Origin of the sequence: Paracoccus sp. MC1862 (assembly GCF_016617715.1) — a bacterium.
Taxonomy (GTDB): Bacteria; Pseudomonadota; Alphaproteobacteria; order Rhodobacterales; family Rhodobacteraceae; genus Paracoccus.
The window spans coordinates 2,072,154-2,093,421 of record NZ_CP067225.1; the positions used below are offsets into that span (position 1 = coordinate 2,072,154).

The following is a 21,268-nucleotide window of genomic DNA, read 5'->3' on the forward strand; positions in this document are numbered from 1 at the left end:
TGACCAGTAAAAACAGGGCTTTCCCGCACCATCACGCTCACCCTGCTGCCAGCGGACGACGCGCCCGCTCCGGCCGGACCAGTCGCCAGTCCAGCCCCTCGAACAAGGCGGCGAGTTGCGCGGAGGACATCCGCATCACCCCGTCCCGCACCTGCGGCCAGACGAATTTCCCGCCCTCCAGCCGCTTGTGAACCAGCACCATCCCGGTCTGATCCCAGGCCAGCAGCTTGATCCGGTCGGCGCGTTTCGATCGGAACACAAAGATCGCCCCGCAGAACGGGTCGAGCCCGAACATCTCCTGCACCGCCAGCGCCAGGCCATCGATCCCCTTGCGGAAGTCCACCGGCCGCATCGCCACGAAGACCTTCACGGGTCCGCCCTGGCCGAGCATCATGACATTGCCGCCCGAGCCGCGCGGATCGCCCGCGTCAGCTGGCCCTCATTGGCGTCAGCACCGGCGCGGATCACGACATCGCCGACGACGATCTCCAACTCGGACGCGGCCTCGGCCTGCGGCACAACCGCCGCGCCGCCCTCGACCACCAGTTCCGCAAACATCGGCAGGCCCGCCATGCTCTCGGGCACCACCAACTGTCCCGTCCGCAGCTTCTTGCGCCAATTGTAGATCTGCCAACGCGTGGTGCCGTGCCTGCGGGCGAGTTCCGCCACCCGCATACCCGAGATCAGGCTTTCAGCCGCAATCCGCGCCCGCTCCGCCTCGGTGCGCTGCCGCCGTCCGCTTGGCCCCTCGATCACATCCAGTCGGGAAACCAAGCCACCGGATGAGCCGTCCAAACAGACGCCCAATTTGCCGTCTCTTGCCAAATCGGTCTCCTCCACCACCCGCATACGCGGAGAATGGCCGGTTCAGATCAGCAATGGCAGGAGGGCGTCGGCCTCGCGCTTACCTTGCACGTGCCGCGTTGGCTGCCCCTGCTTTCGGCATGACACCCTGCGCCACGCCCCCAGGAGGTGGAAGGGCCGCGCCGTGACGGGGTTTATGGGCATGACACTGCCCGGGCACTCACCGTCTGATCCCGGATGCTTCGCGGCTGAACAAACCCGCAGGGCGCATCCCGGCCCTGTCTCGTCACCCCATCACCGCGTCCAGCAGCGCGACCGTGAGAGGCTGTTGCGAGATCGGCGGCAATGTCTTCACCCCGTCAGGTGTCCGGTCCCGCGCATAGGCCTGATCCAGCCAGGCGCCATCCATCGCGAGGATGATCTCGACGTGGCGGGGCTCCAGTGGCATCCGCATCAGCTGGCACCAGGCGGCGATCTCGGAAGGCTGGATCGGGTTCGGCCCAGCCGGGTGATAGGTGCGGGTCGCGGAGAGGCGCTGGAAGGCCTTCCAGAGTTCGATGCCGGCTTCGGGCGGGCGGACCTTCCCACCAGCCAGGGCCGCCTTCACCGCCGCGCAGAGTTGGTTCTGCAGTCTATCCATTATCGCCTCAAAGGATCTCGGTTGATCTCGGCCACGCGCGAAGGCATCGCCCGGTTCGCTTGCGCGACGGCATGAGCCGCGCCGGCACGGATCTTCTCATCAAGCGCTCGGTCGCCCGTGGTGCCGCGCAGGTCGATGGTAGCGTTGACGGTCACGCTGCCCCCGCCACTACCGCCCTGAGCCGATGAGCCTTTGTGAATTGCATCAAGGTTGCGCACCCCGATCCTCTTCACGGCCTCGGCGCTCATCACATACTCGCCGCGGTGGACGATGCCGGCGGGCTCATGCTTGCCGCCGCTGCCGGTGAAGCCGCCGCCTGCGAAGCCGAGGAGCGAGCCGAGTCCCGCGAAGAACCCGCCCGCAGCGCCACCGCTGGCTGCGAGTCCTGAGAAGGCCCGGTTCATCATCGCCTCGGCGATCTGGTCGAGGAGACCGGCCACCGCCTGCTTGGCGGCGTCTGCGCCCTGAAGCGCCGCGGTGAAGATGCCTGACACGGCTTCTGCGCCCCGCTCGCCCGCCTCCTGCACCTTCTCCAGCCGTTCGGCCGCGTCCTCGGCACTCTGTCCGGCCTCGGCATAGGCCCGGGCGAGACCGTCGATCTGGGCCTCCAGTTGCGGCGTGATCTCCCGGCCTTCCTTCTGCGCCTCGGCCAGCAGCTTCGCCTTCTCGCCCGCATAGGCCATCACGTCGCCGTAGGTCTCGCCGCTGAGGGCCGCCGCCGTCAGGACCGCCGCCTCGATCTGGTAGGCGTCGATCCGTTCCCGAATCCTTTCGACATCCCGGTCGAAGCCGCTCTGCCGCTCTCGCGAAGCTCGTCCGCCGCCTCGGCCCGATCCGCCACCACCACCACCACCTCGTCCCGCGGCCCCGGCCGCTGCACGGCCTGCCTCGCCCGCAATGGCGGCTTCCGCGAAGCCCCGCACCTCGGCATCGGTCAGGGTGGCGCCGGTCTCCTTGGCACGCTGGCGGACGGAAGCCATCTCGCGTTCGAGGGCCAGCTGCTCGCGGGTGGCGCTGTTGCGGGCGGTCTCGCTGTCGGTGAAGCGGTCGTTCGCCTCGGCCAAGGCGCGGGCGCTTTCCATGCTCGCCTGCTCGGCCGCGTGGCGGTCCCTCAGGGCCTGTGTCGAGACTTGCGAAGGGGATGTGCCCGCCGCCGCTGACAATGCCGCCCTGAGCTGTCCTGCGAGGGCGGTGACGCTGCTGATCACCCCGCCGAGGCGGGTGAGCTGCGACATGACGCCGGTGAACTGCACCCGGTCCCCGGCCTCCAGTTCCGCAAAGGCATCCTCGGCCGCGCCCTGGACCTCCACCAGCTTGGCCGCGAACTCGTCGCCGGTGATCTCGCCGTCCTGGAAGGCGGTCGACAGGGCGTCCATCTCGGCCGCGGCGATGCGCAGGGCGTCGGCGGCCCCGTCATAACCCCAGCTGTCCAGAAGCCCGATGGCGCCCCGTAGTTCGGCCGCCGTGGCCGTGGCGGTCTCGGCAAGCTGCTGGTGGATCGCTTCGAGGTCTTCCATCGCGACCCGGTTCTCGTCGACCAGGTCGCGGTTCTCACGCAGGGCGTCATAGGTGTCGTCGCCGAGAAGCATGCGCCCCTCGGCCTCGCTGCTGAATATCTCGTCGAGCCGGGCCCGAGTGTCGGCCAGTTCGGCGGTCACGTCGGCCGCGCCGACAATCACCCGCTTGAAGAAGTTGCCGGCCGTGGTCTGAAGCTCGCGGAAGCGCCGGTCGAGTTCGTCAGCCTTCTGGATCAACTCGTCGTCCAGCACCGCCCCGGCTTCATGGGCGCGGGCGATGGTGTCCCTGAGCGCGCCTTCGCCCTGGCCCAGCATCTCCACGAAGCGCTCGCCGCCAGTGCCCCCGAAGATCTCGTCGGCGATCCTGATCTGGGCCGCCTTGTCCATGCCCTCCAGCCGCTCCATGATCTCCAGCATGAGCGCGGACGGGTCTTTCAGCTTGCGCTTGAGGTCTTCGGCCCGATAGCCGAGCCGCCCGAAGGCTTCCGCAGCCGGTCCCACGCCGGTGGCGATGAACTCGTCGGCCCTGAGGCTCAGTTCCTTGAAGCCATCGACCAGGGCGTCGACGCTGATCCGGTTGGTATCGGCGACGAAGGCCCATTCCTGGAAGGCCTGCGCCGAGAGGCCCGCGCGCCTGGCCTCGTTGCCAATGTTGGCCAGCCCCTGCACCACCTGCCGGGAACTGCTGACGATCTCCGAGAGGCCGCCGATCGCCAGCCCGCCGAGGAAGCCGCCCGCCATGGCCCGGCCGAGCGAGCCGATGGAACCGGAGATGCTCGCCACCGACTGCCGCATCGAGGCGGCCGCCCGGTTCATGTCGCGCTCCATGTCGCGGGTGGCGGATCGCGAGCCCCGCCGCAGCCCGTCATAGGTCCGGGTTCCGCGCTGCTCGGCCTGGCGCATGCGCTTCTCGAACTCGCTCACGCGCGCCTCCAGCATCACCACCAGCCGTTCGTCGGCTCCTACGCTTGCGTTCATCCTGCCCTCCTATACGGGCTGCCAAAGGTCTTCGGTGAACCACCCCGCCTTGGTGGTCATGGTGTTCTCGTTGGCGCTTGCCCGGGCCACGGCCATGGCGGCCGCGACGGCGCCGTCGATCGACAGCCAGCGCTTGGGCTTGGTGAACTTCACGACGTGGCCGTGGTCGTTGCGCTTCACCACGACGTTGGCGAAGCAGTGCCGCAGAACCGGGTGCCCGCCGTGGAAGAACTCGCCGCCGAGAAGGGCGCGCTCCAGTTCGAGGACCGCCGGCATCATCAGCGAGGGCACCTGCCGGAAGTCCACGGCCGGCAGGCCGGCCTCGAGGATCTTCGGCTGCACCTGCCGCGCCATGTGCGGGTCGAAGGCGATCTCCTGGACGTTGAACTCCTCGCAGAGTTCGATGATGCGGCCCTCGATCTCGGCATAGTCGATCACTGCGCCTGAGGTGGCGGTGATCAGGCCTTCCTCGTGCCACGCCTCATAGGGGGCGCCGGACTGCGCCTCGCGGCTGCTGATGCCGTCCTCGTCGTCGAGGGGGCTGTCGCCCGAGGTGGCGTCCAGGGCCTCCTGCGGGCAGAAGAACCAGGGCCTGACGAAGTAGCCCTCGGCCACCCGCCAGCAGGCCACGATCACGGAAAGGTCGACCGTCGAGGACAGGTCCACCCCCAGCCAGCAGGGCTCGTCCTTGAGGGCCTCAAGATCGAAGTCTTTCCCCCCTGCGTCATAGATGTCCATGTCGACGAAGGGGTCGGTTGAGGCGTCGAGCCAGATGTTGAGCTTCAGTTGCTTGAAGGACTGCCGGTCGCCCACGCTGCGCTGCGAGCGCCTGGCGTGGCGGCGGAAGCCCCCGAGGCTCGGATAGCCATGCTGCAGGCCGGGGTTCACCCGGTGCCACAGAGCCTCGTCCTCCCAATCGTCGCGCCGGTCGGCCTCGAACAGGATCGGCAGGATGGAAGGGTCGTCGACCTTGCCCCGCGCGATGTTGCGGGCGTCCTCGAAGAACTCCCAGGCGAGGTTGTCCTGCCCCCGGCCCGCGGTGGATGCGACAACCAGCAGGCTGTCGTCGATCTTCTCAAGGCCGGTGGTCAGGGCTTCCCAGAGGTCGCGGCCCTTCCAGATGTGGATTTCGTCGGCCAGCACGAAGCCCGGCGTCCGGCCGTGCTGGGGTCCGCCATCCCCCGAGATCACCTCCAGGTAGGAGGCTTCCCTGCGGTAAAGGAGCTTCTTGGGAGCGTTATGGGCGTCATAGATGCCGACTTGGGAGACCAGCCGCTTGTCCTCGCGGATGATGCCTGCGGCCTCGCGAAAGCCGATGCCGGCCTGCTTGCGGTCAGCCGCGGCGAAGATCGCCTCGCCCCCGGGGCGCCGTTCCGGGCCGATCGTGTGCAGCAGCGCCAGCGCGGCCGAGAGGGAGGTCTTGCGGTTGCCCCTCGGCAACAGCAGGGCCACGGTGTTGACGATGCGGGTGCCGTCGTCGTGGCGCGGGCCGTAGATGCGGCGCACGATCCGCTCCTGCCAGGGGTCGAGCTGGAAGGCACGGTTCGGCAGGATGGATTTCGGATGCCGCAGGGCGCGCAGGAAGCGCACGGCGCGCTCGCCATGCCCGAAGGGATCGGGGATCTCGCTGTTGTCATAGATCCATTCGGGGAAGGTATCACGGCGATCGTTGTGCCTTTGCTCCCCCGATCCGGGGACCAATCCGGTATTTCCCGGTTTGGGGAAAAACCCCGAAGGTATGGGCGTCATCCCCATACCTTCACCCCACGTCCAGCGGGTTGGCGGTATCGTCGCGGTCATCGTCCTCGCGGATCGCAGGACGCGAGCGGGAAACCGGCGTGAGGCCGAGTTCGGCGGCAAGCTGGCGGGCCGAGGCCATCGCCTTGTCCTGCACGCGGATGAGCTTCAGCATCATCTCGGGGTCGGCCTCCTTCTGGATGGCCTTCTCCATCTGTCGGGCGCGGCCGATGCAGACGCAGTAGTTCTCAAGCCCGCCCAGGTCGGCATCGGTCAGGATGCGCCGCTCGGTCAGCACCGGCATGACGCGCTTCCATTCCGCCTTGGCCTCGGCCGCCAGCCAGCGCGGCGGCGGCAGCGCATCGGTCAGATCGCCCCCTCCCACCTGCAGTGCTGGCTTGGCGCCCTTCATTCCGGGGTCCTCACGCAGCGCAGTTCCAGCCCCTCCCGCCGGCCGATGGGGGCAACCTGCTTGATGTTGAAGGCCTCGCCCTTCCAGATTACCCGGTCGGCGTTGGAGACCCCCTCGACGAAGCGGGCGCGGAAGATCACCAACTCCTCGTCGGTGGCGCCGAAGTTGCGGATGAACTCGGTCGTGGATTGCTGCACCAGCTCGGCCCGGACCTCCGCCACGCGCGCCCAGGTCGTCGAGGGCGTGCCATATTCGTTCAGGCTCTCGGTCGCGCGCTCGATGCGGATCAGTTCGGTCAGACGGCCGGCCCTCATGACAGGTCCTCCGTGATCAGGGCCTCGATGGTGATGACCCCGTGCGAATGCTCGCCGTCAGGGTCGCGCAGGTAGCGCATCGAGGAGACCCGCACGTCGGCGCAATGGAGCGGCGAGGCCACCACCAGGCGTCCGAAGCCGATGGCGCGCCTGATCTGGTCGCCGATGGCCTTTACCCCCTCAAGCGAGGGCTCGCGCTTCCAGACATGGACGGTGTGAAAGACCCGGACATGGGCGCGGCGCAGGCTCGTTCCCTCGTCCACCGACTGGCTTTCGCCGAGGATGATCGAGGGCACCGGGGCGGGCCGCTGGTTGCTGTCCAGCACGTTCTGAGCGGGCACCAGCGCCATCAGGGCGGCGGTGGTCGTGAAGCGGCCGCGCAGGGCCTTCTGGACCTCAAGCTCCATCACTTCGCCTCCCTGATGGCCTTGCCGATGGATCGCTTGATCCGGTCGAGGGCGCGCTTGCGGCCCAGGCGGAAGCCCGGCCAGAAGAAGGGCTGCGCGGCGTGAAAGGTGGTCCCGTATTCCTGCAGGTGCGGATAGCGCACGTCGGTGTTGCCGGCGGTGATCGCGGCCATGTTCTCGGGGACCACCATCGAGCCGCCGGGCTGCGAATAGGGCGGCGTCGTCTGCCCCGGTCCGGTGACGGCGATCGAGGATTTCAGGTCCGGCGCCGAGGTCTTCGGATCGTCGGGCGCCATAGCGCGCTGCAGGGCGGCGATTTCCTCGGCGGACTTCACCAGGGCCGGCTGCACGGCATTGCGCGCGGCCTGCGGGATCGCCCGCATCCGCTTCTGAAAGCTCTTGAGGCCGCCGTCCGACATCAGAAGGTCCACCCGCGGTATTCGTTGACGATGTCCTTGACCCCGAAAGGCAGGTGGCGCTCGCGGTCGGCCGCGGCCTCGCGGTTCTCGAACCACCAGCAGGCCAGTTGCAGGACGGCTTCCTTCAGCGCCTCGGGCACCGGCGGCAGGCCAGGGCCGCCGAACATGGCGTCGATCCTGTAGCCGAGAAGGCGTTCGATGTGGTTCTGGGCCGCGTCTCCCTTCTGCTGCAGAAGCAGGAGGTCGCTGCTGGGGGCATCTCCGGTGAGGCCGGCCTGGGCCATCAATTCTTGCAGGTCTGCCACGGTCATCATGTCAGGATTACCCCGTTTCTGGAGATGTCCGAGGTTGGCTTGAGGTCGACCTGCAGCTTCATCACGCTGTTGGCGGTGTCGAAGACCTCGCCGATGCGGATCACCAGGGCGAACCACGCGCGGGTCGTGGTTCCATCGGGGAACACCAGGCGGAAGGGATAGCTTGCCTGCGAACGGGCCGCCGTCCACAGCAGCAGTTGCCCTGCATCTGTGGGGTCATTCCCCATGACAAGGGGCATCTCGGGGCGCCGCATGCCTGTCTTGAGGGAATACTCGACCGGCATGCCATTCGAGTCCCACTCCCCAACCGGGTTGCCAGAATCCACGTCCCATTCGACCCCGAGCATACCGAGGGCCTCGATCTCGCCGATCTGCACCCAGCCCGACGCAGGAAACGTCCCGGACTCTTCGACCGGGGCATTCGCGATGAACAGCCTTGAGCCTGAGGTCGAATACAGCATGGATCAGGCCGCGTCCGCGTCGACCTTGACCACGTTGGAGTTCACCCAGAGCGTCATGTTCAGCTTCATGACCGAGTTGGCCCCGTCGAGGGCTTCGGCGGCCGAGGCGACCTTGGCGACGAACAGGCGCTCGGAGGGCGTGCCACCGGGAGGGGCGTCGTTCAGCACCAGCCGGAAGGCATAATCATGGGGCGTCTTCTCGGCGGCGATCACGGCCAGTTGGCCCGGGTCGTCATAGTCGAGCCCCGCGACCACCTCCATCGAGCCGGCGTTCCGCGTGCCCTTCAGGCGGCGCGTGCGCGACGTGCTGATGGCGTCGAAGCTGATCTCGGTGGCGGCATCGCCAAGCGTGCCGAGGGCCTCGATCTCGCCGATTTCCACCCAGGTCTGCGGGGTGAAGTCTGCGGCGACGAAGTCAGTGGACTTCGCGGGCAGCGCAGCGCCGATGTAGAGCTTGCTGCCGTTGGTGGCGTAGATAGTCATTGCTGAACCTTTCGGGGTGCGCGCCGCTCACGGGCGGCTTCGATTGCGTTGCATCGCTGGCAGCCGGGCCGCCAGTTGGATTGGTCCATGCGGAGTTCCGGCCGCGAGCGGATCGATTTGATGTGCATGACGACCACCGCAGGGGCACCGCAGGCGGCGCATTGGCTGTTCTCGCGTCGGGCTAGAAAGGCCTTCGCTTCCCGCTCCCAGCGGCCGTCATAGCCACGCTGGCTGCTGTTCGGCCGGGTCTTGTCGAAGCGGGCCTTGCGCTCGGCCGCGCGCTTCGCCTGGCAGGGGCAGGAGGCGCCGGGCGGCACCACCTTGCCACATGAACACAGGCGAGGCGCACGGGCCGGCATCAGGCACCCGGCCGGGTCTGGGGCACGATCACCGCCACGGCACCGGCGGCGATGCTCGTCCCGCTTGCCTTGGTCGTCGCAAGCCGCACGTAGCGCTTCCAGCCTCGATAGCCGAGGCGGTAGCTGCTGTTCGCGGCCAGCGTGGCGGGCGCGGTGCTGTCCACCTGGTCGGCGGCAACGTCGGTCCAGCCGGTCGAGCCGGTGTCGCTCTCCTGCAGCTTCACGCCGAAGTTTCCGTCACCCGCCACGGCGCCGGTGTTGACCACGAAGGCCAGCCGGCCGGCGCCGAGGGTGTCGATGGTGGCGCCTTGCGCGGCGGCGGTCTGCACGGCCGGCGCGAGGGCGGGCAGCGAGGTGATGTTGGAATACAGGTCACGCATGGGTCAGGCTCCTCAGCTCGTGGCCATCTTGAGTTTGCGGAAGCGGTCGGGTTGCAGGACGGCACCGCCGACGCGCCGGGTGGCGTGCAGCCGGGTGATCCGTTCGCGGGCGCGGGTGTAGGGGTCGACCAGCACCGACATCTGCAGGCGGTCGACGATCCGGTAGCCCTGAAGATCGCCGTAGATGATGGGGTGGGCGTTGGAGGCCACGTCCTCCATGTCGACCATCTCGACCACCGGGCGGCCCAGCAGGGTTTCCGGCTGGCCCACCTGCAGCGAGGGCTGCCAGATGTATTGCCCCTGGGCGTCCTTCAGGGTGCGCAGCTTGCCGAGGGTGGTGCCGTTCAGAACCCATGCGCCGCGGTTCCGGTAGGGGCCGGGCAGCGAATACATCAGGGCGATCAGGGCGTCGGTCGACAGGTTGGTCGCGTGGCCGTTGGCGACGGTCTGGATCCGGGGATCGACCATCAGGCCTTCCGGCTTCTTGTTGCCGTCCCCGAACAGGAAGGCCCTCGCCTCCTTCAGGCCGAAGTCCTCGGCCAGCGCGCTGCGCACCTCGGTCTCGACCTGCGGGGCGTCCTGCAGCAGCCGGTTGGAGATGTCGACGAAGGTCGCCAGCTCGTCGACCTCGATCTCGGCCTGCCCGAAGCCGATGGTGGATTCGTCGTGCGGCTCCATCTCCGCGACCCACTGCGCATTCGTGGCGCCGGTGCGGACCGGGTAGATCACGCCGGGCGCGTCGGTGGTGCGGACGCTGGCGTATTGCCGGATCGGGCTGAACTCGACCAGGTCGCGCAGGACTTCCGTCGAGAGTTCCGGGGGCGCCATGAAGCCGCCCTGCGTGTCGCTGGTCTCGTTCAGGGCCTTCTGGTCCTCGGACGAGATGCGGTCGCCCAGGCGCAGGTAGTTGGCGAAGGCCTTGCGCTCGATGCTCGGCCCGTCGTCGTTTTTCTGATCGCCCTGCGGCCGGTTCATCTTGGCCTCCAGCTTGTCGAGCCGGGCCAGCAGGGGCGCTGGGTCGGCCTTCTTCTCCAGGTCGGTCATCTTGGCTTCCAGCGCCGCGATGTCCGGGGTTTCGGTTTCGGTCGTGTCCGTCATGTCCATGTCCTTTGCTGACGTGATGCGCGCGCCGGGATGCGCAGGCACCGCGCACACGCTGATTTCGAGGAGTTCCAGGTCGCGGATCGTGCGGCCGCCGCCCTTGCGGGGCAGAGCCTTGCGCGAGGCGAAGCCGATCGAGAGGCCGCGCAGGGCGCCCTCCCGGATGAGCGCCCTGACCTCTGCCGCCCGCGCCACTTCGTTGACGAGGAGCCGTCCCTTCACGGACAGGCCCTCGGCGGTCTCGATGACCTCGTCCCAGACGCCGACGGTGTCCTTCTGGTCGTGGCTGGCGAGCATCGGCAGGGGCGGCAGGGCCTTGGCGAAAGCGCCGCGCTCGATCACGTCACCGACACGGTCCGCCGAGCCGAAGGGCCAGGCGATGCCGGTGATGGTGCCGGCGTCGTCGACGCTCAGCTGGGCCTTGATCTCGATCTGCTGCATCAGCGGGTCCCCCGGAAGGCGGCCCGGTCGGATGCGAAGCCGTCGACCTGCGCCTGCACCCACGTGGCGGCCCGCAGGAGCCGCACGACGTTGGCATGGGTGAAGGGGACGGGCTCGCCGTCTTCCTTGACGTCCCAGCCCAGCACGCAACGGGCGAGGCTGTTGAGGCGAGCCTTCTCGCGGGCGCTCGCGCTGATCCGGCCCTCGTCGTCAGCCATCTCGGCCAGGTCGTCGACCAGCTGCAGCCGGGCGCGGGCTTGCGTGGCGCTGTCAGGCCCTGCGATCCGCAGGGTGATGCCGGTCGTCTTGCCGGTGACAGGGTCGAGGAGGTCGAAGTCGCGACCTCGATCCTGATCCTGCGCGTCGGCCAGAATGTCATTCAGCTGCATCGTCAGCCTCGCTTGCGGGCGGTGCCTCGGGCGCCGCACTGATGTTGGGGTTCAGGAATTCGTCGCCGCCGGCGCGGGGCGGCAGGCCGAGCCAGGAGCGGCCCTCGTTCGGGTTGATCGTGCGGCTGGCGATCAGGCTGTTGATCGTGGTGGCGCGCGTGGCGAGGTCGGCGCGCGTGAGGTCGTCGCGGTCGAAGCGGATCACGTGGTCACGCCGCTCGTCGTCCGAGAACAGCGCGCGGCGCATGGCGCCTTCCAGCGCCCGCAGCCACGGCTCCAGCGTGTAGGACAGGAACTCGCGGCCCTTCTGTTCGCTGTTCGACCAGGTGGCGCGCTCCAGGTCGCCCAGCATCGGCGACGGGATGTTGAAGGCGCGGGCGATCTCCGCGATCTGGAACTTCCGGTTTTCGAGGAATTGCGCGTCGGTCGAGTTGAACGTGAAGGGCTCGAAGCTCATCCCGTCGTAAAGGAAGGCGGTGCGGCCCTGATCGGTGCCCTCATGCGCCGCGCGCCAGCCGGCGCGGGCGGCCTTGATCGCCTCCTCGCCCATGCCCTTGGGGATCACCAGCGCGCCGGACGGGCGGGCTCCGCGGCTGAAGAGGCTGGCCGCGTGGCGGTCCAGCGCCACCGCAATGCCGATCGCCTCGCGGGCCAGCGTCAGGGGCGCGCGGTCGTGCGGCGGCAGCAGGTGGATCACGTCGCGCGCGGGAATGACGCGGTTGACGGTCCGGTAGCGCCGTTCGCCGGTTTCCACGTCCGTTTCGAACTGCAGGACGCCGTTGCGGTAGCGGATGATCTCGCGGGCCTCGCCGCCGATGCGGTTGACCCAGGCCATCCCGCCGGCATCGCTGATCAGCGCGTCGCGGACGATCTGGCGGATCAGCTCGAAGCCCGAGGTCCAGTCGTTGGCCTCGTCACGCAGCAGCGCCAGCAGCGGGTGGTCGGGAACGTCGATCTCGTCCTCGCCCTCGATCCGCTTCACGGTCACGTCGAGCGAGGCGACGGCCTCCGAGATCAGCTGGATCGCGTTCGCCACCACCGGGACGCGCAAGGCCTCGGAAGGGCTGACGACGATGCCGGTCGAGGTGACGTCGAGGATGCCCAGGGCCGCCATCAGGGCGGCATCGGGCGAAGCGAGCGACTTCTGCTCAGCCGGGACAGTCTTGCGGGTGAAGGGCCACAGTCTCATGGACCATGATATGCCCCACTTCAGCCCTGCTCCGGCAGATGGGAGATCGTTGGAAAGCCTAGGAAATCATGGGTTTTCGTGGGTCGGCTGGCCGCGAAGCCAGGCCAGAAGCTCGGAACGGAAGGCGAAGTAGCTGCCGGACCCGACAGGCCGCGAGATCGGCACCTCGGGCAGCTTCGCCAGTTCCCGGGCCTTGTCGACGCTCACGCCCAGCACTTCGGCGATCTGCGGAAGGCCCCAGAGCTTCCTTTCGGGCTCCAGAACCGCGTCCGCTCGCCAGCGATCCAACGGCGGCTTGTCCTGCATGGTCATCTCAAAATCTCCAATTCGGTCATATCTTGCGCGCTGCCCCCCGCGCCGGTCCCCGCCAAAGGGGCAAAGTTCGAGACCACCCCCCATCATGGCACCAGCCCCTGCCGCTGCGCCTCGGTGAGCGCCTTCTGCACCGCCTCAGCGAACTCAGGCAGCTTGGTGATGCTGAAGGCGATGCCTGCCTTGCCGGGCCTCACGCTGCCGTCCTCTGCCTCATAGAAGACGCGGACGTTGAAGATCTGCCGGCCGTTGAACTCGTCGATCAGGACGTGGATCGCCTCGCGCTTGTTCTTCTGGATCGTGGCGACTGGCTTACTCATCAGCCAACTCCCGGCCGGTGCAGGCGGCATAGAGGCCAGCGGCTTTCCTGGTGATCGCCCGCTCGAGCGCCGGGTCGATGATGGTCGCCCGCACCACGTCGCCCTTGTGCGTCTTGCCAGCCGGGCCCTTCACGCGGGCGATGCCGTCAGCGCCTTCGATCAGGGCACAGCCTTGGAGGCACACACCCGATATGGTGGCGTCGAACAAAGCCAGCAGCCGGTTGCCGATCCGGCTTGGGACGGCATCAATCATCTTGAGCGCCGTGATCTGAATGTCGGGTGTCATGGTCATCGCCAGGCCCTCTCGTCTTTCGGGTTGTCGGTTGCGGCGTAGTCATCGAAGGCGGCGCGGATAGCGTCCGGGTCGGGCGGGGTCAGAGCTGGGGAAGGGGCGACGTTTTCCCCATCATCGGGGACAACCTCGCTGCCCTGATGCCATGCCAGATCAGTTGCTGGGGAAGGTGCAGGGGTGGGTCCAGTTTTGGACTGACCCTCGTTGCTGGGCTGGGTCAGCGTTCCCTCGTTCCCGCTCTTATAGAGCGCGGGAACGGTGGGAACGGCAGCATGACCGGCGTTCCCTGCGTTCTCGGGAACGGTCGGGGAACGGTGGGAACGCTGATCATTCTGGCCAGTATTTGCGGGGCAAACGGGCGTTCCCTGCTCACTCGGGAACGGGGCTGCGCTGGCGTTCTCACGCTCGGGAATAGCGTTCCCTCTGCTTTGGGAACGGTCATCCCCCTCGACCTTCCAGACGAAGCCATCCACGATGCGGACAATCTCTTTGTCTTGCAGGCGGTTCTTGAGCTTGTGGAAGGCAGTCCTCTTGCTGCTATCGCCTTCGCCGCTAGAAAGGCTGTGGCGGTCGCAAAACTCGCGCCAGTGTTCGAGGCTGACGCATTGGCGGTTGCTCGGGAACATGTCTCCCGACTTCCGTTCGCCGTGCTTCGCCAGGGCGTCGGACAGCGCCTGCATCCCGATCTTGTCGGTGCCGGTCAGCTTGACCTTGTTCTTGCGCGTCACTGCCTCGGCCGGCGTCACAACAGCGGATGTGACGCGATCCCCGTCATCGTCCATCCCGAGGAACACCGACTTGAGGGTGTAGGCGAACACGCCCTCGCAGGGCATGTCCCGCTGCTTGCGCTGCTCGGCCATGATCGTGTCGCCGTCGCGGGTCAGCTCGATCTCGGTATCGGCCGCCGCCCGAAGGCTGCCTGACCCTCGCGCGCCCTTGCTGGCGTCCTTGCCGCTGTGGTGGATCACCATGACGTGGGCGCCGGTCACTTCCCGCAGATGGTCCACGCTGCGGACGAACTGGCCCATGTCCTTGGCCGTGTTCTCGTCCCCGTTGCCCATTGCGCGAGCCAGCGTGTCCACCACGATCAGGGACGGCTTGCGCGGCATGGTCCCGATTGCCTCGACCAGCCACTGACTGTCATCGGACGTGCAGAGGTCCAGGCCGGTCTTGAGCAACAGGAAGTCGCCCCGTTCCTCGACCCGGCGCATCAGCTCGGGATTGTCCCGGCGCATGGCCTCAACACGGTTGTGGATGCCGCTGCCGCCTTCGCTGGCGACGTAGATCACCGGCCCGGCCCACTTGTCGCCGCTGGGAACGCGGCTGCCGTGCCAATCCATCCCGGCCGCGACGTGCAGCGCCAGGTCCATCGCCAAGAAGGTCTTGCCCACGTTGGACTCGCCATAGACGACGCTGAAAGCGCCCTGATCCAGCCAGCCCTTGACCAGATAGCGGCACTTGAGGATCGGCTTGACGCGGCCCAGCGGAATGAGCGCCGCCGCCAGATCGCCCGCACGGCCGGTCAGCATCCGCGCAGGGGTGACGCCGTGTTCCTCGCGGTGCCGGGCGTCCAGCGCGCCCATCATCTCGAAGGCCCCCATCACGCGGCCTCCGTCTGCTGGACGTAGCCCAGGAAGGCGGCCTGATCGGCGGGCGTCATCCGCTGGTAGCTGGCGAGGCAGTAGGCCTTCAGTTCGGCGCGGGACGCCATGTCCGCCCAGAACCCGGCTTCCTCCATCAGCCCGCAGAGAAAGGGCGTCTGTGGCCAGCCGGGGCGCAACTCGTCCAGCAGGGCTTCCAGGAAGGGGACGCGGTCGTAATGGTCACAGGCCAGAAGCGCATCGACCAAGGCGGTTGCCTTTTGCAGATCGATCAGGGTAGTCTGATCGACGACAGCTTTCGTCTCCACATTGACCCCGGTTGCGCCCCCCAGCGCGCCGGGGTTTTTGTTTTTCTCCTCAGTCTTCAGCGTTTCAGGCGGAACGCCTCCAGAACTCCTTGTGTCGATTTTGTGCCACTTCTCCCTGCACGTTCCTGCCCCGTTCCGCACCGAGGTGCATGAACCTGCAAGGGAAGTATCGAAGGGTATTGCGGGATTTTCAGGGGGAGCGTATGTCCGGGAGTGGGACACCCCTCCCCAACGAGGGGCTTTTTAGCTGGAAGGCTAACCATGTTCGACATCACGACCCCGGCTGCGCGGCCGGTCAATCCGCGTTTTTCGTCTGGCCCATGCGCCAAGATCCCCGGCTTTTCCCTCGACATGCTGAGCGACGCGCCCTTGGGCCGCTCGCATCGCGCGGCCATCGGCAAGAACAAGCTGGCGCAGGCCATCGACCTCACTCGCGAGGTGCTGGAAGTTCCCGCCGACTATCGCATCGGCATCGTCCCCGGCTCCGACACCGGTGCGGTCGAGATGGCGATGTGGACCATGCTGGGCGCTTGCCCGGTCGAGGTGCTGGCCTGGGAAAGCTTCGGCGAGGGCTGGGTCACGGATGCGGTCAAGCAGTTGAAGCTGGATGCGACCGTGCGGCGGGCCGATTACGGCCGGATCGTCGATTTCACGCAGGTGGACTTTGACAAGGATGTCGTCTTCACTTGGAACGGCACGACCTCGGGCGTTCGGGTGCCGAATGGCGAGGTGATCCCGGCTGATCGCGCCGGGCTGACCATCTGCGATGCGACCAGCGCGGCCTTTGCCATGGACCTGCCATGGGACAAGCTGGATGTGGTGACCTTCAGCTGGCAGAAGGTGCTGGGCGGCGAGGGCGCGCATGGCGTCCTGATCCTGTCACCGCGCGCCGCCGAGCGGCTGGAAAGCTATGTCCCTGACCGTCCGCTGCCCAAGATTTTTCGTCTGACCAAGGGCGGCAAGCTGATCGAAGGCATCTTCAAGGGCGAAACGATCAACACGCCCTCTATGCTGTGTGTCGAGGATTATATCGTCGCGCTGAACTGGGCGAAGTCCGTGGGCGGGTTGAGGGGCCTGATCTCGCGGGCTGACGCCAATGCGCAGGTTGTGGCGGATTTCGTGGCCGAGCACGACTGGATCGCCAATCTGGCCGAGGACCCGGCGACGACCTCGACCACTTCGGTCTGCCTGCGCTTCACCGATCCGCGCATCAAGGATGCGGCTGCCTTTGCCAAGGCGGTAGCCAAGCGGCTGGAAAAGGAAGGCGTGGGGCTGGACCTCGGCGCCTATCGGGACGCGCCGGCGGGGCTGCGGATCTGGTGCGGCTCGACCGTCGAAACGGCCGATGTGCAGGCGCTGATGCCCTGGATCGAGTGGGCGTTCCAGCAGGAACTGTCCGCGCAAACGTGATCTGTTGCAGCGGGGGCCAGCCCCCGCGCGCCCCCGGGATATTTCCACGAAGAAGAACGAGGCAGGAGAGCGCTGTTGCGCCCTGCCGTTCAGGAGCAAGCACATGGCACCCAAGGTTCTGGTTTCCGACAAGCTTTCCGAAACCGCCGTCCAGATCTTCCGCGACCGCGGGGTCGAGGTCGACTATCTGCCCGACGTCGGCAAGGACAAGGAGAAGCTGGCCGAGATCATCGGCGATTATGACGGGCTGGCGATCCGCTCGGCCACCAAGGTCACGGAAAAGCTGCTGGAGCGCGCGACGAAGCTGAAGGTCATCGGCCGCGCGGGGATCGGCGTGGACAACGTGGATATCCCGGCCGCCTCGAAGAAGGGCGTGATCGTGATGAACACGCCCTTCGGCAACAGCGTCACCACCGCCGAGCACGCCATCGCACTGATGTTCGCGATCGCCCGGCAACTGCCCGAGGCGAGCGTATCAACTCATGCCGGCAAGTGGGAAAAGAACCGCTTCATGGGCGTGGAACTGTTCAACAAGACGCTGGGCGTGATCGGCGCGGGCAACATCGGCGGCATCGTGATCGACCGGGCACGGGGGCTGCACATGAAGGTGCTGGCTTACGACCCCTTCCTGTCGGAAGAGCGCGCCAAGGATCTGGGCGCGACCAAGGTCGAGCTGGACGAGCTGCTGGCCAAGGCCGACTTCATCACCCTGCACGTGCCCCTGACGGACAAGACCCGCAACATCCTGTCGGCGGAAAGCCTTTCCAGGACGAAGAAGGGCGTCCGCATCATCAACGCCGCCCGCGGCGGGCTGATCGACGAGGCGGCCTTGGCCGAGATGCTGAAGTCGGGCCATGTCGCGGGGGCGGCGCTGGACGTCTTCGCCGCCGAACCTGCCACGGAAAGCCCGCTGTTCGGTCTGCCGAATGTGGTCGTGACGCCGCATCTCGGCGCCTCAACCACCGAGGCGCAGGAGAACGTGGCGCTGCAGGTGGCCGAGCAGATGGCCGACTACCTGCTGACGGGCGCGGTGCAGAACGCGCTGAACATGCCCTCGGTCACGGCCGAAGAGGCCGCCGTCATGGGACCGTGGATCAAGCTGGCGGGGCACCTGGGCGCCTTTGTCGGCCAGATGACGGACGAGCCGATCGCGGCGGTGAACATCCTCTACGACGGCGTGGCCTCGGAGATGAACCTTCACGCCCTGAACGCGGCGGTGATCGCAGGCGTGATGAAGGCCGCGAACCCGGACGTGAACATGGTCTCGGCCCCCGTCATGGCGAAGGAGCGGGGCATCCACATCGCCACCACGACCCAGGACAAGTCGGGCGTCTATGACGGCTACATCAAGGTCACGATGGTGTCGGGCGACCGGGAGCGGTCCATCGCCGGCACGGTCTTCAGCGACCACAAGCCGCGCTTCATCCAGATTCGCGGCATCAACGTCGATGCCGAGATCGGCGAACATATGATGTACACCCGCAACAAGGACGTGCCGGGCGTCATCGGGGCCTTGGGAATGACGCTGGGCGGACTGGGCGTCAACATGGCGAACTTCTCGCTGGGCCGAGCGGCTAACGGCGGCGATGCCATCGCCATCACCTATCTGGACGAGCCGCTGCGCGACAACGTCCGCGAGGCGCTGCTGGCCACCGGCAAGTTCATCCAGGTCCGCCCGCTGCGCTTCGAGGTCTGACGGAACCTCCTCCCCGGCCGCCTTGTTGGCCGGGGGATCCCTTGGGAGCGGTTCATGCGCATCTATGCCATCGGCGACATCCACGGCCAGCTTGAACGGCTGCGCGAGGCGCATGACCGGATCGAACGGGACGGCGGCGCGGATGCGCCGGTCATCCATCTGGGCGACCTGATCGACAAGGGACCGGAATCGCGCGGGGTCGTCGAGTTGCTGATGGACGGGCAAGTACAGGGCCGGAAGTGGATCGTGCTGAAGGGCAACCACGACCGGGCGCTGCCGAACTTCCTGCGCGACCCACGCTGGATCGACCCGCGCGCCGCCGACCAGAAGGACTGGATCTCCCGCGATGTCGGGGCCGAGGCGGCGCTGGCCTCTTACGGAGTAGCGGATGCGGGCCACCGGCCGCTGGACGAAGTCCATGCCGAGGCGGTCGCTGCGGTGCCGCCCGATCACGCCCGCTGGCTGCTGGGACTGCCGGCGTGGTATCTCGGCAGCCACGCCCTCTTCGTACATGCCGGCATCCGGCCCGGCATCGACCTGCGCGCGCAGGCCGAGGATGACCTGTTGTGGATCAGGAAGCCCTTTCACGACGACAGGCGTGACCATGGCGCGCTGGTCGTGCATGGGCATACGCCGGTCCGGCGCCCGACCCACTATGGCAACCGCGTCAACATCGACACCGGCGCGGGCGACGGCGGGCCGCTAACTGCCATACGGCTGGACGAAGGGGGGCTGTGGGTCCTCGATGACACAGGAGCCAGCCCGCTCACCCCATGACCCGACGGCATGGTGGCAGTTCTACGACATTTGATATAAGGTTGAGGCGCGCGACGATTTACTCGCGACGGTGCTCGCGTTAAGACATCCAGGCACACAGGAACCGGGAAAACCGGATGCGACTTGCGAAATACAACATCGGGCAGGTGGTCCGTCACCGTGAGCACCCCTTCCGCGGGGTGGTCTTTGACGTGGACCCGCAGTTCTCGAACACCGAGGAATGGTATCAATCCATCCCTGAGGATTGCCGTCCCTCCAGGGACCAGCCCTACTATCACCTTTATGCCGAGACCGAGGCGACCTATTACGTCGCCTATGTGTCCGAACAGAACCTGCTGCCCGACCCCTCGGGCGAGCCGCTGGAGCATCCCGAGTTGATCGCCCTTTTCGGCGAGTTCGAGAACGGCCGCTATCCGCTGCAGCACGGTCTGAACTGATCCCCGCATGGACCTGCATCTGATCGCGGCCCTCGTGGCGGCGGCCATTGCGGCCGGTTTCGTCGATGCGATCGCAGGGGGTGGCGGGCTTATCACGGTCCCGGCGCTGATGCTGGCGGGCCTGCCGCCGGACCAAGCGCTTGCGACGAACAAGGTCCAGGGCAGCTTTGGCGCGGCCACCGCCGCGGCAAGCTATGCCCGCAGCGGTCTGGTGGATCTGCGGCGGCAGTTGCCGACGGCGGCGTTGGCCTTTGCCGCGGGCGGCGCGGGGGCGGCGTTGGTCAGTATCCTGCCGACTGATCTGCTGCGGATCTTCCTGCCGGTCATGCTGATCGGCATCGCCCTGTTCTTCGCACTGAAGCCGGGGCTGGACGATATCGACCGCAGGGCGCGGCTGACGCCCGCTGTGTTCGCGCTGACAGCGGTGCCGGCCATCGGCTTTTACGACGGACTGATCGGGCCGGGGGCGGGGGCGTTCTACATGCTCGCCTTCGTCACGCTGGGGGGCTTCGGCATCCTCAAGGCCACGGCGCATACGAAGCTGCTGAACTTCGCTTCGAACATCGGCGGGCTGGCCGTCTTTGCCTTCGCCGGCAGTCCGTTGTGGATGATCGGACTGCTGATGGGCGCGGGGCAGATCCTCGGGGCCTGGATCGGGGCGAGGCTGGCGATGCGGGTGGGCGCGCGGGTCATCAAGCCGCTGCTGGTCGTCACCTCGACGGCGCTGGCGCTGCGGCTGCTGTGGCAGTTGGCCTGAGCACCGCCGTCAGAACCCCGCGAATCCCTCTGCCAGCCGCCGCTCCGCGACCTCGGTTCCGCGCCAGTTGCGGATCGGGCCGGTCAGGTATTTGCCGACCGCCGGATGGTTGGCGTCCAGCAGACCATGATGGACCAGCAGCGCAGTGATGGCGGCCTCGGACCCCCGCGTGCCGCCATCCGTGACCTTCAGCGCGATGCCGAGGCCCCGTTCCGGCGCGATGGCGACAAAGACCGCCTCGGCCCCGGTCTTGACCGCGACGCGGCCACCCATGGCGCGCATCAGGTCGGTGCAGGCCCGCCCCTCGCCCGCGACAAGTTCGGGGTGCATTGCCATCGCGTCGGTCAGCCGCCGCATGGCGCGGCCGCGCCCGTCCCCCGCGGGCGAGGCAAAGCCCGCCATCGCCCGGGCCAGCCCAGCGATCGAAACCGCGAAGTTCGGGGCCGAGCAGCCGTCGATGCCGGTGCCCGCGACGTTTTCGCCCGTGACCTCCTCGGTCGCGGCACGGATGGCCTGCTGCAGCGGATGCTCGGGCAGGTGATATTCGACATCGCCCTTGTGGTGGCGGTTCCAGGTCAGGAAGCCCGCGTGCTTGCCCGAGCAGTTGTTGTGGAACTGGCAGGGCGCCTCGTCCGAGCAGGTCAGCCGCCGGTTTTCCGCCGCGTCCCAGGGCATATGCGTCCCGCAGCGCAGATCGCCCTCGGCCATCCCCAGCCCGTGCAGCCAGTCCCGCACCCCTTGGGCATGCATCCGCGCGCCGCTGTGCGAGGCGCAGGCCAGCGCCAGTTGCCGGGTCCCCAGGCCCGCCGCATCCGCCGCGCCGCTTTCCAGCAGGGGCAGCGCCTGGATCATCTTGCAGGAGGACCGCGGGAAGATCACCGCCCCGGGGTTGCCCCAAGCGGCGACCATGCCGCCACGGTCCCAGACGACCGCATGACCGCGGTGGACGCTTTCCCGCAGGCCGCCCCGCCAGAATTCGATCAGATCGACTGCCGCCATCATCCAGCCCTTTG

General features: G+C 67.4%; 28 protein-coding genes. 5 read left to right on the forward strand and 23 right to left on the reverse strand.

All coding sequences use genetic code 11. The features are described 5' to 3' along the window. Window positions 1–37: 37 nt before the first annotated feature. The 22 genes from tnpB to JGR78_RS10350 form a co-directional block, all read right to left on the reverse strand. Entirely contained in the window at window positions 38–394 is a 357-nt protein-coding gene (gene tnpB / locus JGR78_RS10245) for an IS66 family insertion sequence element accessory protein TnpB (RefSeq protein ID WP_200559292.1), read from the reverse strand. Continuing rightward, window positions 391–774, reverse strand: a complete 384-nt coding sequence (locus JGR78_RS10250) for a transposase (RefSeq protein WP_200559294.1) — start codon at window positions 772–774, stop codon at window positions 391–393. Before JGR78_RS10250 ends, tnpB begins: the two co-directional genes overlap by 4 nt. Window positions 775–1,090: 316 nt before the next feature. After that, on the reverse strand, window positions 1,091–1,444 hold the full coding sequence (locus JGR78_RS10255) for a hypothetical protein (RefSeq protein ID WP_182804604.1): 354 nt from the start codon (window positions 1,442–1,444) through the stop codon (window positions 1,091–1,093). Continuing rightward, window positions 1,444–3,939 (reverse strand): hypothetical protein, encoded by a 2,496-nt coding sequence (locus JGR78_RS10260; RefSeq protein WP_182804606.1) that lies wholly within the window; start codon window positions 3,937–3,939, stop codon window positions 1,444–1,446. Before JGR78_RS10260 ends, JGR78_RS10255 begins: the two co-directional genes overlap by 1 nt. Before the next feature lie 9 nt (window positions 3,940–3,948). After that, window positions 3,949–5,688, reverse strand: a complete 1,740-nt coding sequence (locus JGR78_RS10265) for a terminase large subunit (RefSeq protein ID WP_182804608.1) — start codon at window positions 5,686–5,688, stop codon at window positions 3,949–3,951. A 10-nt stretch (window positions 5,689–5,698) separates the two neighbouring features. After that, on the reverse strand, window positions 5,699–6,088 hold the full coding sequence (locus JGR78_RS10270; RefSeq protein WP_182804611.1) for a phage terminase small subunit P27 family: 390 nt from the start codon (window positions 6,086–6,088) through the stop codon (window positions 5,699–5,701). Further along, entirely contained in the window at window positions 6,085–6,402 is a 318-nt protein-coding gene (locus JGR78_RS10275) for a phage head closure protein (protein WP_182804613.1), read from the reverse strand. Before JGR78_RS10275 ends, JGR78_RS10270 begins: the two co-directional genes overlap by 4 nt. Further along, window positions 6,399–6,809, reverse strand: coding sequence for a DUF3168 domain-containing protein (locus JGR78_RS10280; RefSeq protein ID WP_182804615.1), 411 nt, complete (start codon window positions 6,807–6,809; stop codon window positions 6,399–6,401). The genes JGR78_RS10275 and JGR78_RS10280 overlap by 4 nt, the downstream gene beginning before the upstream one ends. Beyond that, the gene (locus tag JGR78_RS10285; protein ID WP_182804711.1) at window positions 6,809–7,228 is read right to left on the reverse strand and encodes an HK97-gp10 family putative phage morphogenesis protein; all 420 of its coding nucleotides are present in this window, start codon (window positions 7,226–7,228) and stop codon (window positions 6,809–6,811) included. Before JGR78_RS10285 ends, JGR78_RS10280 begins: the two co-directional genes overlap by 1 nt. Next, on the reverse strand, window positions 7,228–7,539 hold the full coding sequence (locus JGR78_RS10290; RefSeq protein ID WP_234450950.1) for a head-tail connector protein: 312 nt from the start codon (window positions 7,537–7,539) through the stop codon (window positions 7,228–7,230). Before JGR78_RS10290 ends, JGR78_RS10285 begins: the two co-directional genes overlap by 1 nt. Continuing rightward, the gene (locus JGR78_RS10295) at window positions 7,539–8,003 is read right to left on the reverse strand and encodes a hypothetical protein (RefSeq protein ID WP_182804619.1); all 465 of its coding nucleotides are present in this window, start codon (window positions 8,001–8,003) and stop codon (window positions 7,539–7,541) included. The genes JGR78_RS10290 and JGR78_RS10295 overlap by 1 nt, the downstream gene beginning before the upstream one ends. A gap of 3 nt (window positions 8,004–8,006) precedes the next feature. Continuing rightward, window positions 8,007–8,486, reverse strand: a complete 480-nt coding sequence (locus JGR78_RS10300) for a hypothetical protein (RefSeq protein ID WP_182804621.1) — start codon at window positions 8,484–8,486, stop codon at window positions 8,007–8,009. Then, complete coding sequence (locus JGR78_RS10305) at window positions 8,483–8,806, reverse strand: HNH endonuclease signature motif containing protein (protein WP_200559296.1); 324 nt, start codon at window positions 8,804–8,806, stop codon at window positions 8,483–8,485. Before JGR78_RS10305 ends, JGR78_RS10300 begins: the two co-directional genes overlap by 4 nt. 38 nt (window positions 8,807–8,844) lie before the next feature. Next, on the reverse strand, window positions 8,845–9,225 hold the full coding sequence (locus tag JGR78_RS10310) for a hypothetical protein (RefSeq protein WP_182804625.1): 381 nt from the start codon (window positions 9,223–9,225) through the stop codon (window positions 8,845–8,847). Between the two features lie 12 nt (window positions 9,226–9,237). Then, on the reverse strand, window positions 9,238–10,767 hold the full coding sequence (locus JGR78_RS10315; protein ID WP_182804627.1) for a phage major capsid protein: 1,530 nt from the start codon (window positions 10,765–10,767) through the stop codon (window positions 9,238–9,240). Then, a complete protein-coding gene (locus tag JGR78_RS10320; protein ID WP_182804629.1) occupies window positions 10,767–11,156 on the reverse strand; it encodes a hypothetical protein in 390 nt (129 codons plus the stop codon). Before JGR78_RS10320 ends, JGR78_RS10315 begins: the two co-directional genes overlap by 1 nt. Beyond that, entirely contained in the window at window positions 11,143–12,345 is a 1,203-nt protein-coding gene (locus tag JGR78_RS10325; protein ID WP_182804631.1) for a phage portal protein, read from the reverse strand. The genes JGR78_RS10320 and JGR78_RS10325 overlap by 14 nt, the downstream gene beginning before the upstream one ends. Before the next feature lie 66 nt (window positions 12,346–12,411). Then, window positions 12,412–12,657, reverse strand: a complete 246-nt coding sequence (locus tag JGR78_RS10330) for an AlpA family transcriptional regulator (protein WP_182804634.1) — start codon at window positions 12,655–12,657, stop codon at window positions 12,412–12,414. Between the two features lie 86 nt (window positions 12,658–12,743). Next, entirely contained in the window at window positions 12,744–12,977 is a 234-nt protein-coding gene (locus JGR78_RS10335; protein ID WP_182804636.1) for a transcriptional coactivator p15/PC4 family protein, read from the reverse strand. Continuing rightward, the gene (locus tag JGR78_RS10340) at window positions 12,970–13,269 is read right to left on the reverse strand and encodes a hypothetical protein (protein WP_182804638.1); all 300 of its coding nucleotides are present in this window, start codon (window positions 13,267–13,269) and stop codon (window positions 12,970–12,972) included. The genes JGR78_RS10335 and JGR78_RS10340 overlap by 8 nt, the downstream gene beginning before the upstream one ends. Then, window positions 13,266–14,870 carry a helicase RepA family protein gene (locus JGR78_RS10345; protein WP_182804640.1) on the reverse strand — a complete coding sequence of 535 codons (1,605 nt, stop codon included), beginning with the start codon at window positions 14,868–14,870 and terminating at the stop codon, window positions 13,266–13,268. The genes JGR78_RS10340 and JGR78_RS10345 overlap by 4 nt, the downstream gene beginning before the upstream one ends. Further along, on the reverse strand, window positions 14,870–15,118 hold the full coding sequence (locus tag JGR78_RS10350; protein WP_182804721.1) for a hypothetical protein: 249 nt from the start codon (window positions 15,116–15,118) through the stop codon (window positions 14,870–14,872). The genes JGR78_RS10345 and JGR78_RS10350 overlap by 1 nt, the downstream gene beginning before the upstream one ends. Before the next feature lie 321 nt (window positions 15,119–15,439). Between JGR78_RS10350 and JGR78_RS10355 the strand changes: the two genes are divergently transcribed. From JGR78_RS10355 to JGR78_RS10375, 5 genes are all read left to right on the forward strand, one after another. Next, a complete protein-coding gene (locus JGR78_RS10355; protein WP_182804643.1) occupies window positions 15,440–16,588 on the forward strand; it encodes a phosphoserine transaminase in 1,149 nt (382 codons plus the stop codon). 103 nt (window positions 16,589–16,691) lie between these two features. Next, window positions 16,692–18,284, forward strand: a complete 1,593-nt coding sequence (serA, locus tag JGR78_RS10360) for a phosphoglycerate dehydrogenase (protein WP_182804645.1) — start codon at window positions 16,692–16,694, stop codon at window positions 18,282–18,284. Between the two features lie 54 nt (window positions 18,285–18,338). Continuing rightward, window positions 18,339–19,061 (forward strand): metallophosphoesterase family protein, encoded by a 723-nt coding sequence (locus JGR78_RS10365; RefSeq protein WP_182804647.1) that lies wholly within the window; start codon window positions 18,339–18,341, stop codon window positions 19,059–19,061. Between the two features lie 116 nt (window positions 19,062–19,177). After that, on the forward strand, window positions 19,178–19,498 hold the full coding sequence (gene hspQ / locus JGR78_RS10370) for a heat shock protein HspQ (RefSeq protein ID WP_182790726.1): 321 nt from the start codon (window positions 19,178–19,180) through the stop codon (window positions 19,496–19,498). 7 nt (window positions 19,499–19,505) lie between these two features. Next, window positions 19,506–20,255 (forward strand): TSUP family transporter, encoded by a 750-nt coding sequence (locus JGR78_RS10375; protein ID WP_182804649.1) that lies wholly within the window; start codon window positions 19,506–19,508, stop codon window positions 20,253–20,255. Window positions 20,256–20,264: 9 nt separating this feature from the next. On the opposite strand, the gene JGR78_RS10380 is transcribed toward JGR78_RS10375, so the two are convergent. Continuing rightward, the gene (locus tag JGR78_RS10380) at window positions 20,265–21,254 is read right to left on the reverse strand and encodes an asparaginase (RefSeq protein ID WP_182804713.1); all 990 of its coding nucleotides are present in this window, start codon (window positions 21,252–21,254) and stop codon (window positions 20,265–20,267) included. Window positions 21,255–21,268: the final 14 nt, after the last annotated feature.

What these genes read in the sequence shown, in the direction of transcription:
- JGR78_RS10255 (WP_182804604.1), bottom strand. Translation starts at nt 1,444, where the DNA reads ATGGATAGACTGCAGAACCAACTCTGCGCGGCGGTGAAGGCGGCCCTG.
- JGR78_RS10345 (WP_182804640.1), bottom strand. Translation starts at nt 14,870, where the DNA reads ATGGGGGCCTTCGAGATGATGGGCGCGCTGGACGCCCGGCACCGCGAG.
- JGR78_RS10320 (WP_182804629.1), bottom strand. Translation starts at nt 11,156, where the DNA reads ATGCAGCTGAATGACATTCTGGCCGACGCGCAGGATCAGGATCGAGGT.
- JGR78_RS10300 (WP_182804621.1), bottom strand. Translation starts at nt 8,486, where the DNA reads ATGACTATCTACGCCACCAACGGCAGCAAGCTCTACATCGGCGCTGCG.
- JGR78_RS10315 (WP_182804627.1), bottom strand. Translation starts at nt 10,767, where the DNA reads ATGCAGCAGATCGAGATCAAGGCCCAGCTGAGCGTCGACGACGCCGGC.
- JGR78_RS10380 (WP_182804713.1), bottom strand. Translation starts at nt 21,254, where the DNA reads ATGGCGGCAGTCGATCTGATCGAATTCTGGCGGGGCGGCCTGCGGGAA.
- JGR78_RS10275 (WP_182804613.1), bottom strand. Translation starts at nt 6,402, where the DNA reads ATGAGGGCCGGCCGTCTGACCGAACTGATCCGCATCGAGCGCGCGACC.
- JGR78_RS10280 (WP_182804615.1), bottom strand. Translation starts at nt 6,809, where the DNA reads ATGGAGCTTGAGGTCCAGAAGGCCCTGCGCGGCCGCTTCACGACCACC.
- JGR78_RS10265 (WP_182804608.1), bottom strand. Translation starts at nt 5,688, where the DNA reads ATGACGCCCATACCTTCGGGGTTTTTCCCCAAACCGGGAAATACCGGA.
- JGR78_RS10365 (WP_182804647.1), top strand. Translation starts at nt 18,339, where the DNA reads ATGCGCATCTATGCCATCGGCGACATCCACGGCCAGCTTGAACGGCTG.
- JGR78_RS10290 (WP_234450950.1), bottom strand. Translation starts at nt 7,539, where the DNA reads ATGACCGTGGCAGACCTGCAAGAATTGATGGCCCAGGCCGGCCTCACC.
- JGR78_RS10310 (WP_182804625.1), bottom strand. Translation starts at nt 9,225, where the DNA reads ATGCGTGACCTGTATTCCAACATCACCTCGCTGCCCGCCCTCGCGCCG.
- JGR78_RS10355 (WP_182804643.1), top strand. Translation starts at nt 15,440, where the DNA reads ATGTTCGACATCACGACCCCGGCTGCGCGGCCGGTCAATCCGCGTTTT.
- JGR78_RS10330 (WP_182804634.1), bottom strand. Translation starts at nt 12,657, where the DNA reads ATGACCATGCAGGACAAGCCGCCGTTGGATCGCTGGCGAGCGGACGCG.
- JGR78_RS10325 (WP_182804631.1), bottom strand. Translation starts at nt 12,345, where the DNA reads ATGAGACTGTGGCCCTTCACCCGCAAGACTGTCCCGGCTGAGCAGAAG.
- JGR78_RS10285 (WP_182804711.1), bottom strand. Translation starts at nt 7,228, where the DNA reads ATGTCGGACGGCGGCCTCAAGAGCTTTCAGAAGCGGATGCGGGCGATC.
- JGR78_RS10270 (WP_182804611.1), bottom strand. Translation starts at nt 6,088, where the DNA reads ATGAAGGGCGCCAAGCCAGCACTGCAGGTGGGAGGGGGCGATCTGACC.
- tnpB (WP_200559292.1), bottom strand. Translation starts at nt 394, where the DNA reads ATGATGCTCGGCCAGGGCGGACCCGTGAAGGTCTTCGTGGCGATGCGG.
- JGR78_RS10260 (WP_182804606.1), bottom strand. Translation starts at nt 3,939, where the DNA reads ATGAACGCAAGCGTAGGAGCCGACGAACGGCTGGTGGTGATGCTGGAG.
- JGR78_RS10335 (WP_182804636.1), bottom strand. Translation starts at nt 12,977, where the DNA reads ATGAGTAAGCCAGTCGCCACGATCCAGAAGAACAAGCGCGAGGCGATC.
- JGR78_RS10340 (WP_182804638.1), bottom strand. Translation starts at nt 13,269, where the DNA reads ATGACCATGACACCCGACATTCAGATCACGGCGCTCAAGATGATTGAT.
- serA (WP_182804645.1), top strand. Translation starts at nt 16,692, where the DNA reads ATGGCACCCAAGGTTCTGGTTTCCGACAAGCTTTCCGAAACCGCCGTC.
- hspQ (WP_182790726.1), top strand. Translation starts at nt 19,178, where the DNA reads ATGCGACTTGCGAAATACAACATCGGGCAGGTGGTCCGTCACCGTGAG.
- JGR78_RS10295 (WP_182804619.1), bottom strand. Translation starts at nt 8,003, where the DNA reads ATGCTGTATTCGACCTCAGGCTCAAGGCTGTTCATCGCGAATGCCCCG.
- JGR78_RS10375 (WP_182804649.1), top strand. Translation starts at nt 19,506, where the DNA reads ATGGACCTGCATCTGATCGCGGCCCTCGTGGCGGCGGCCATTGCGGCC.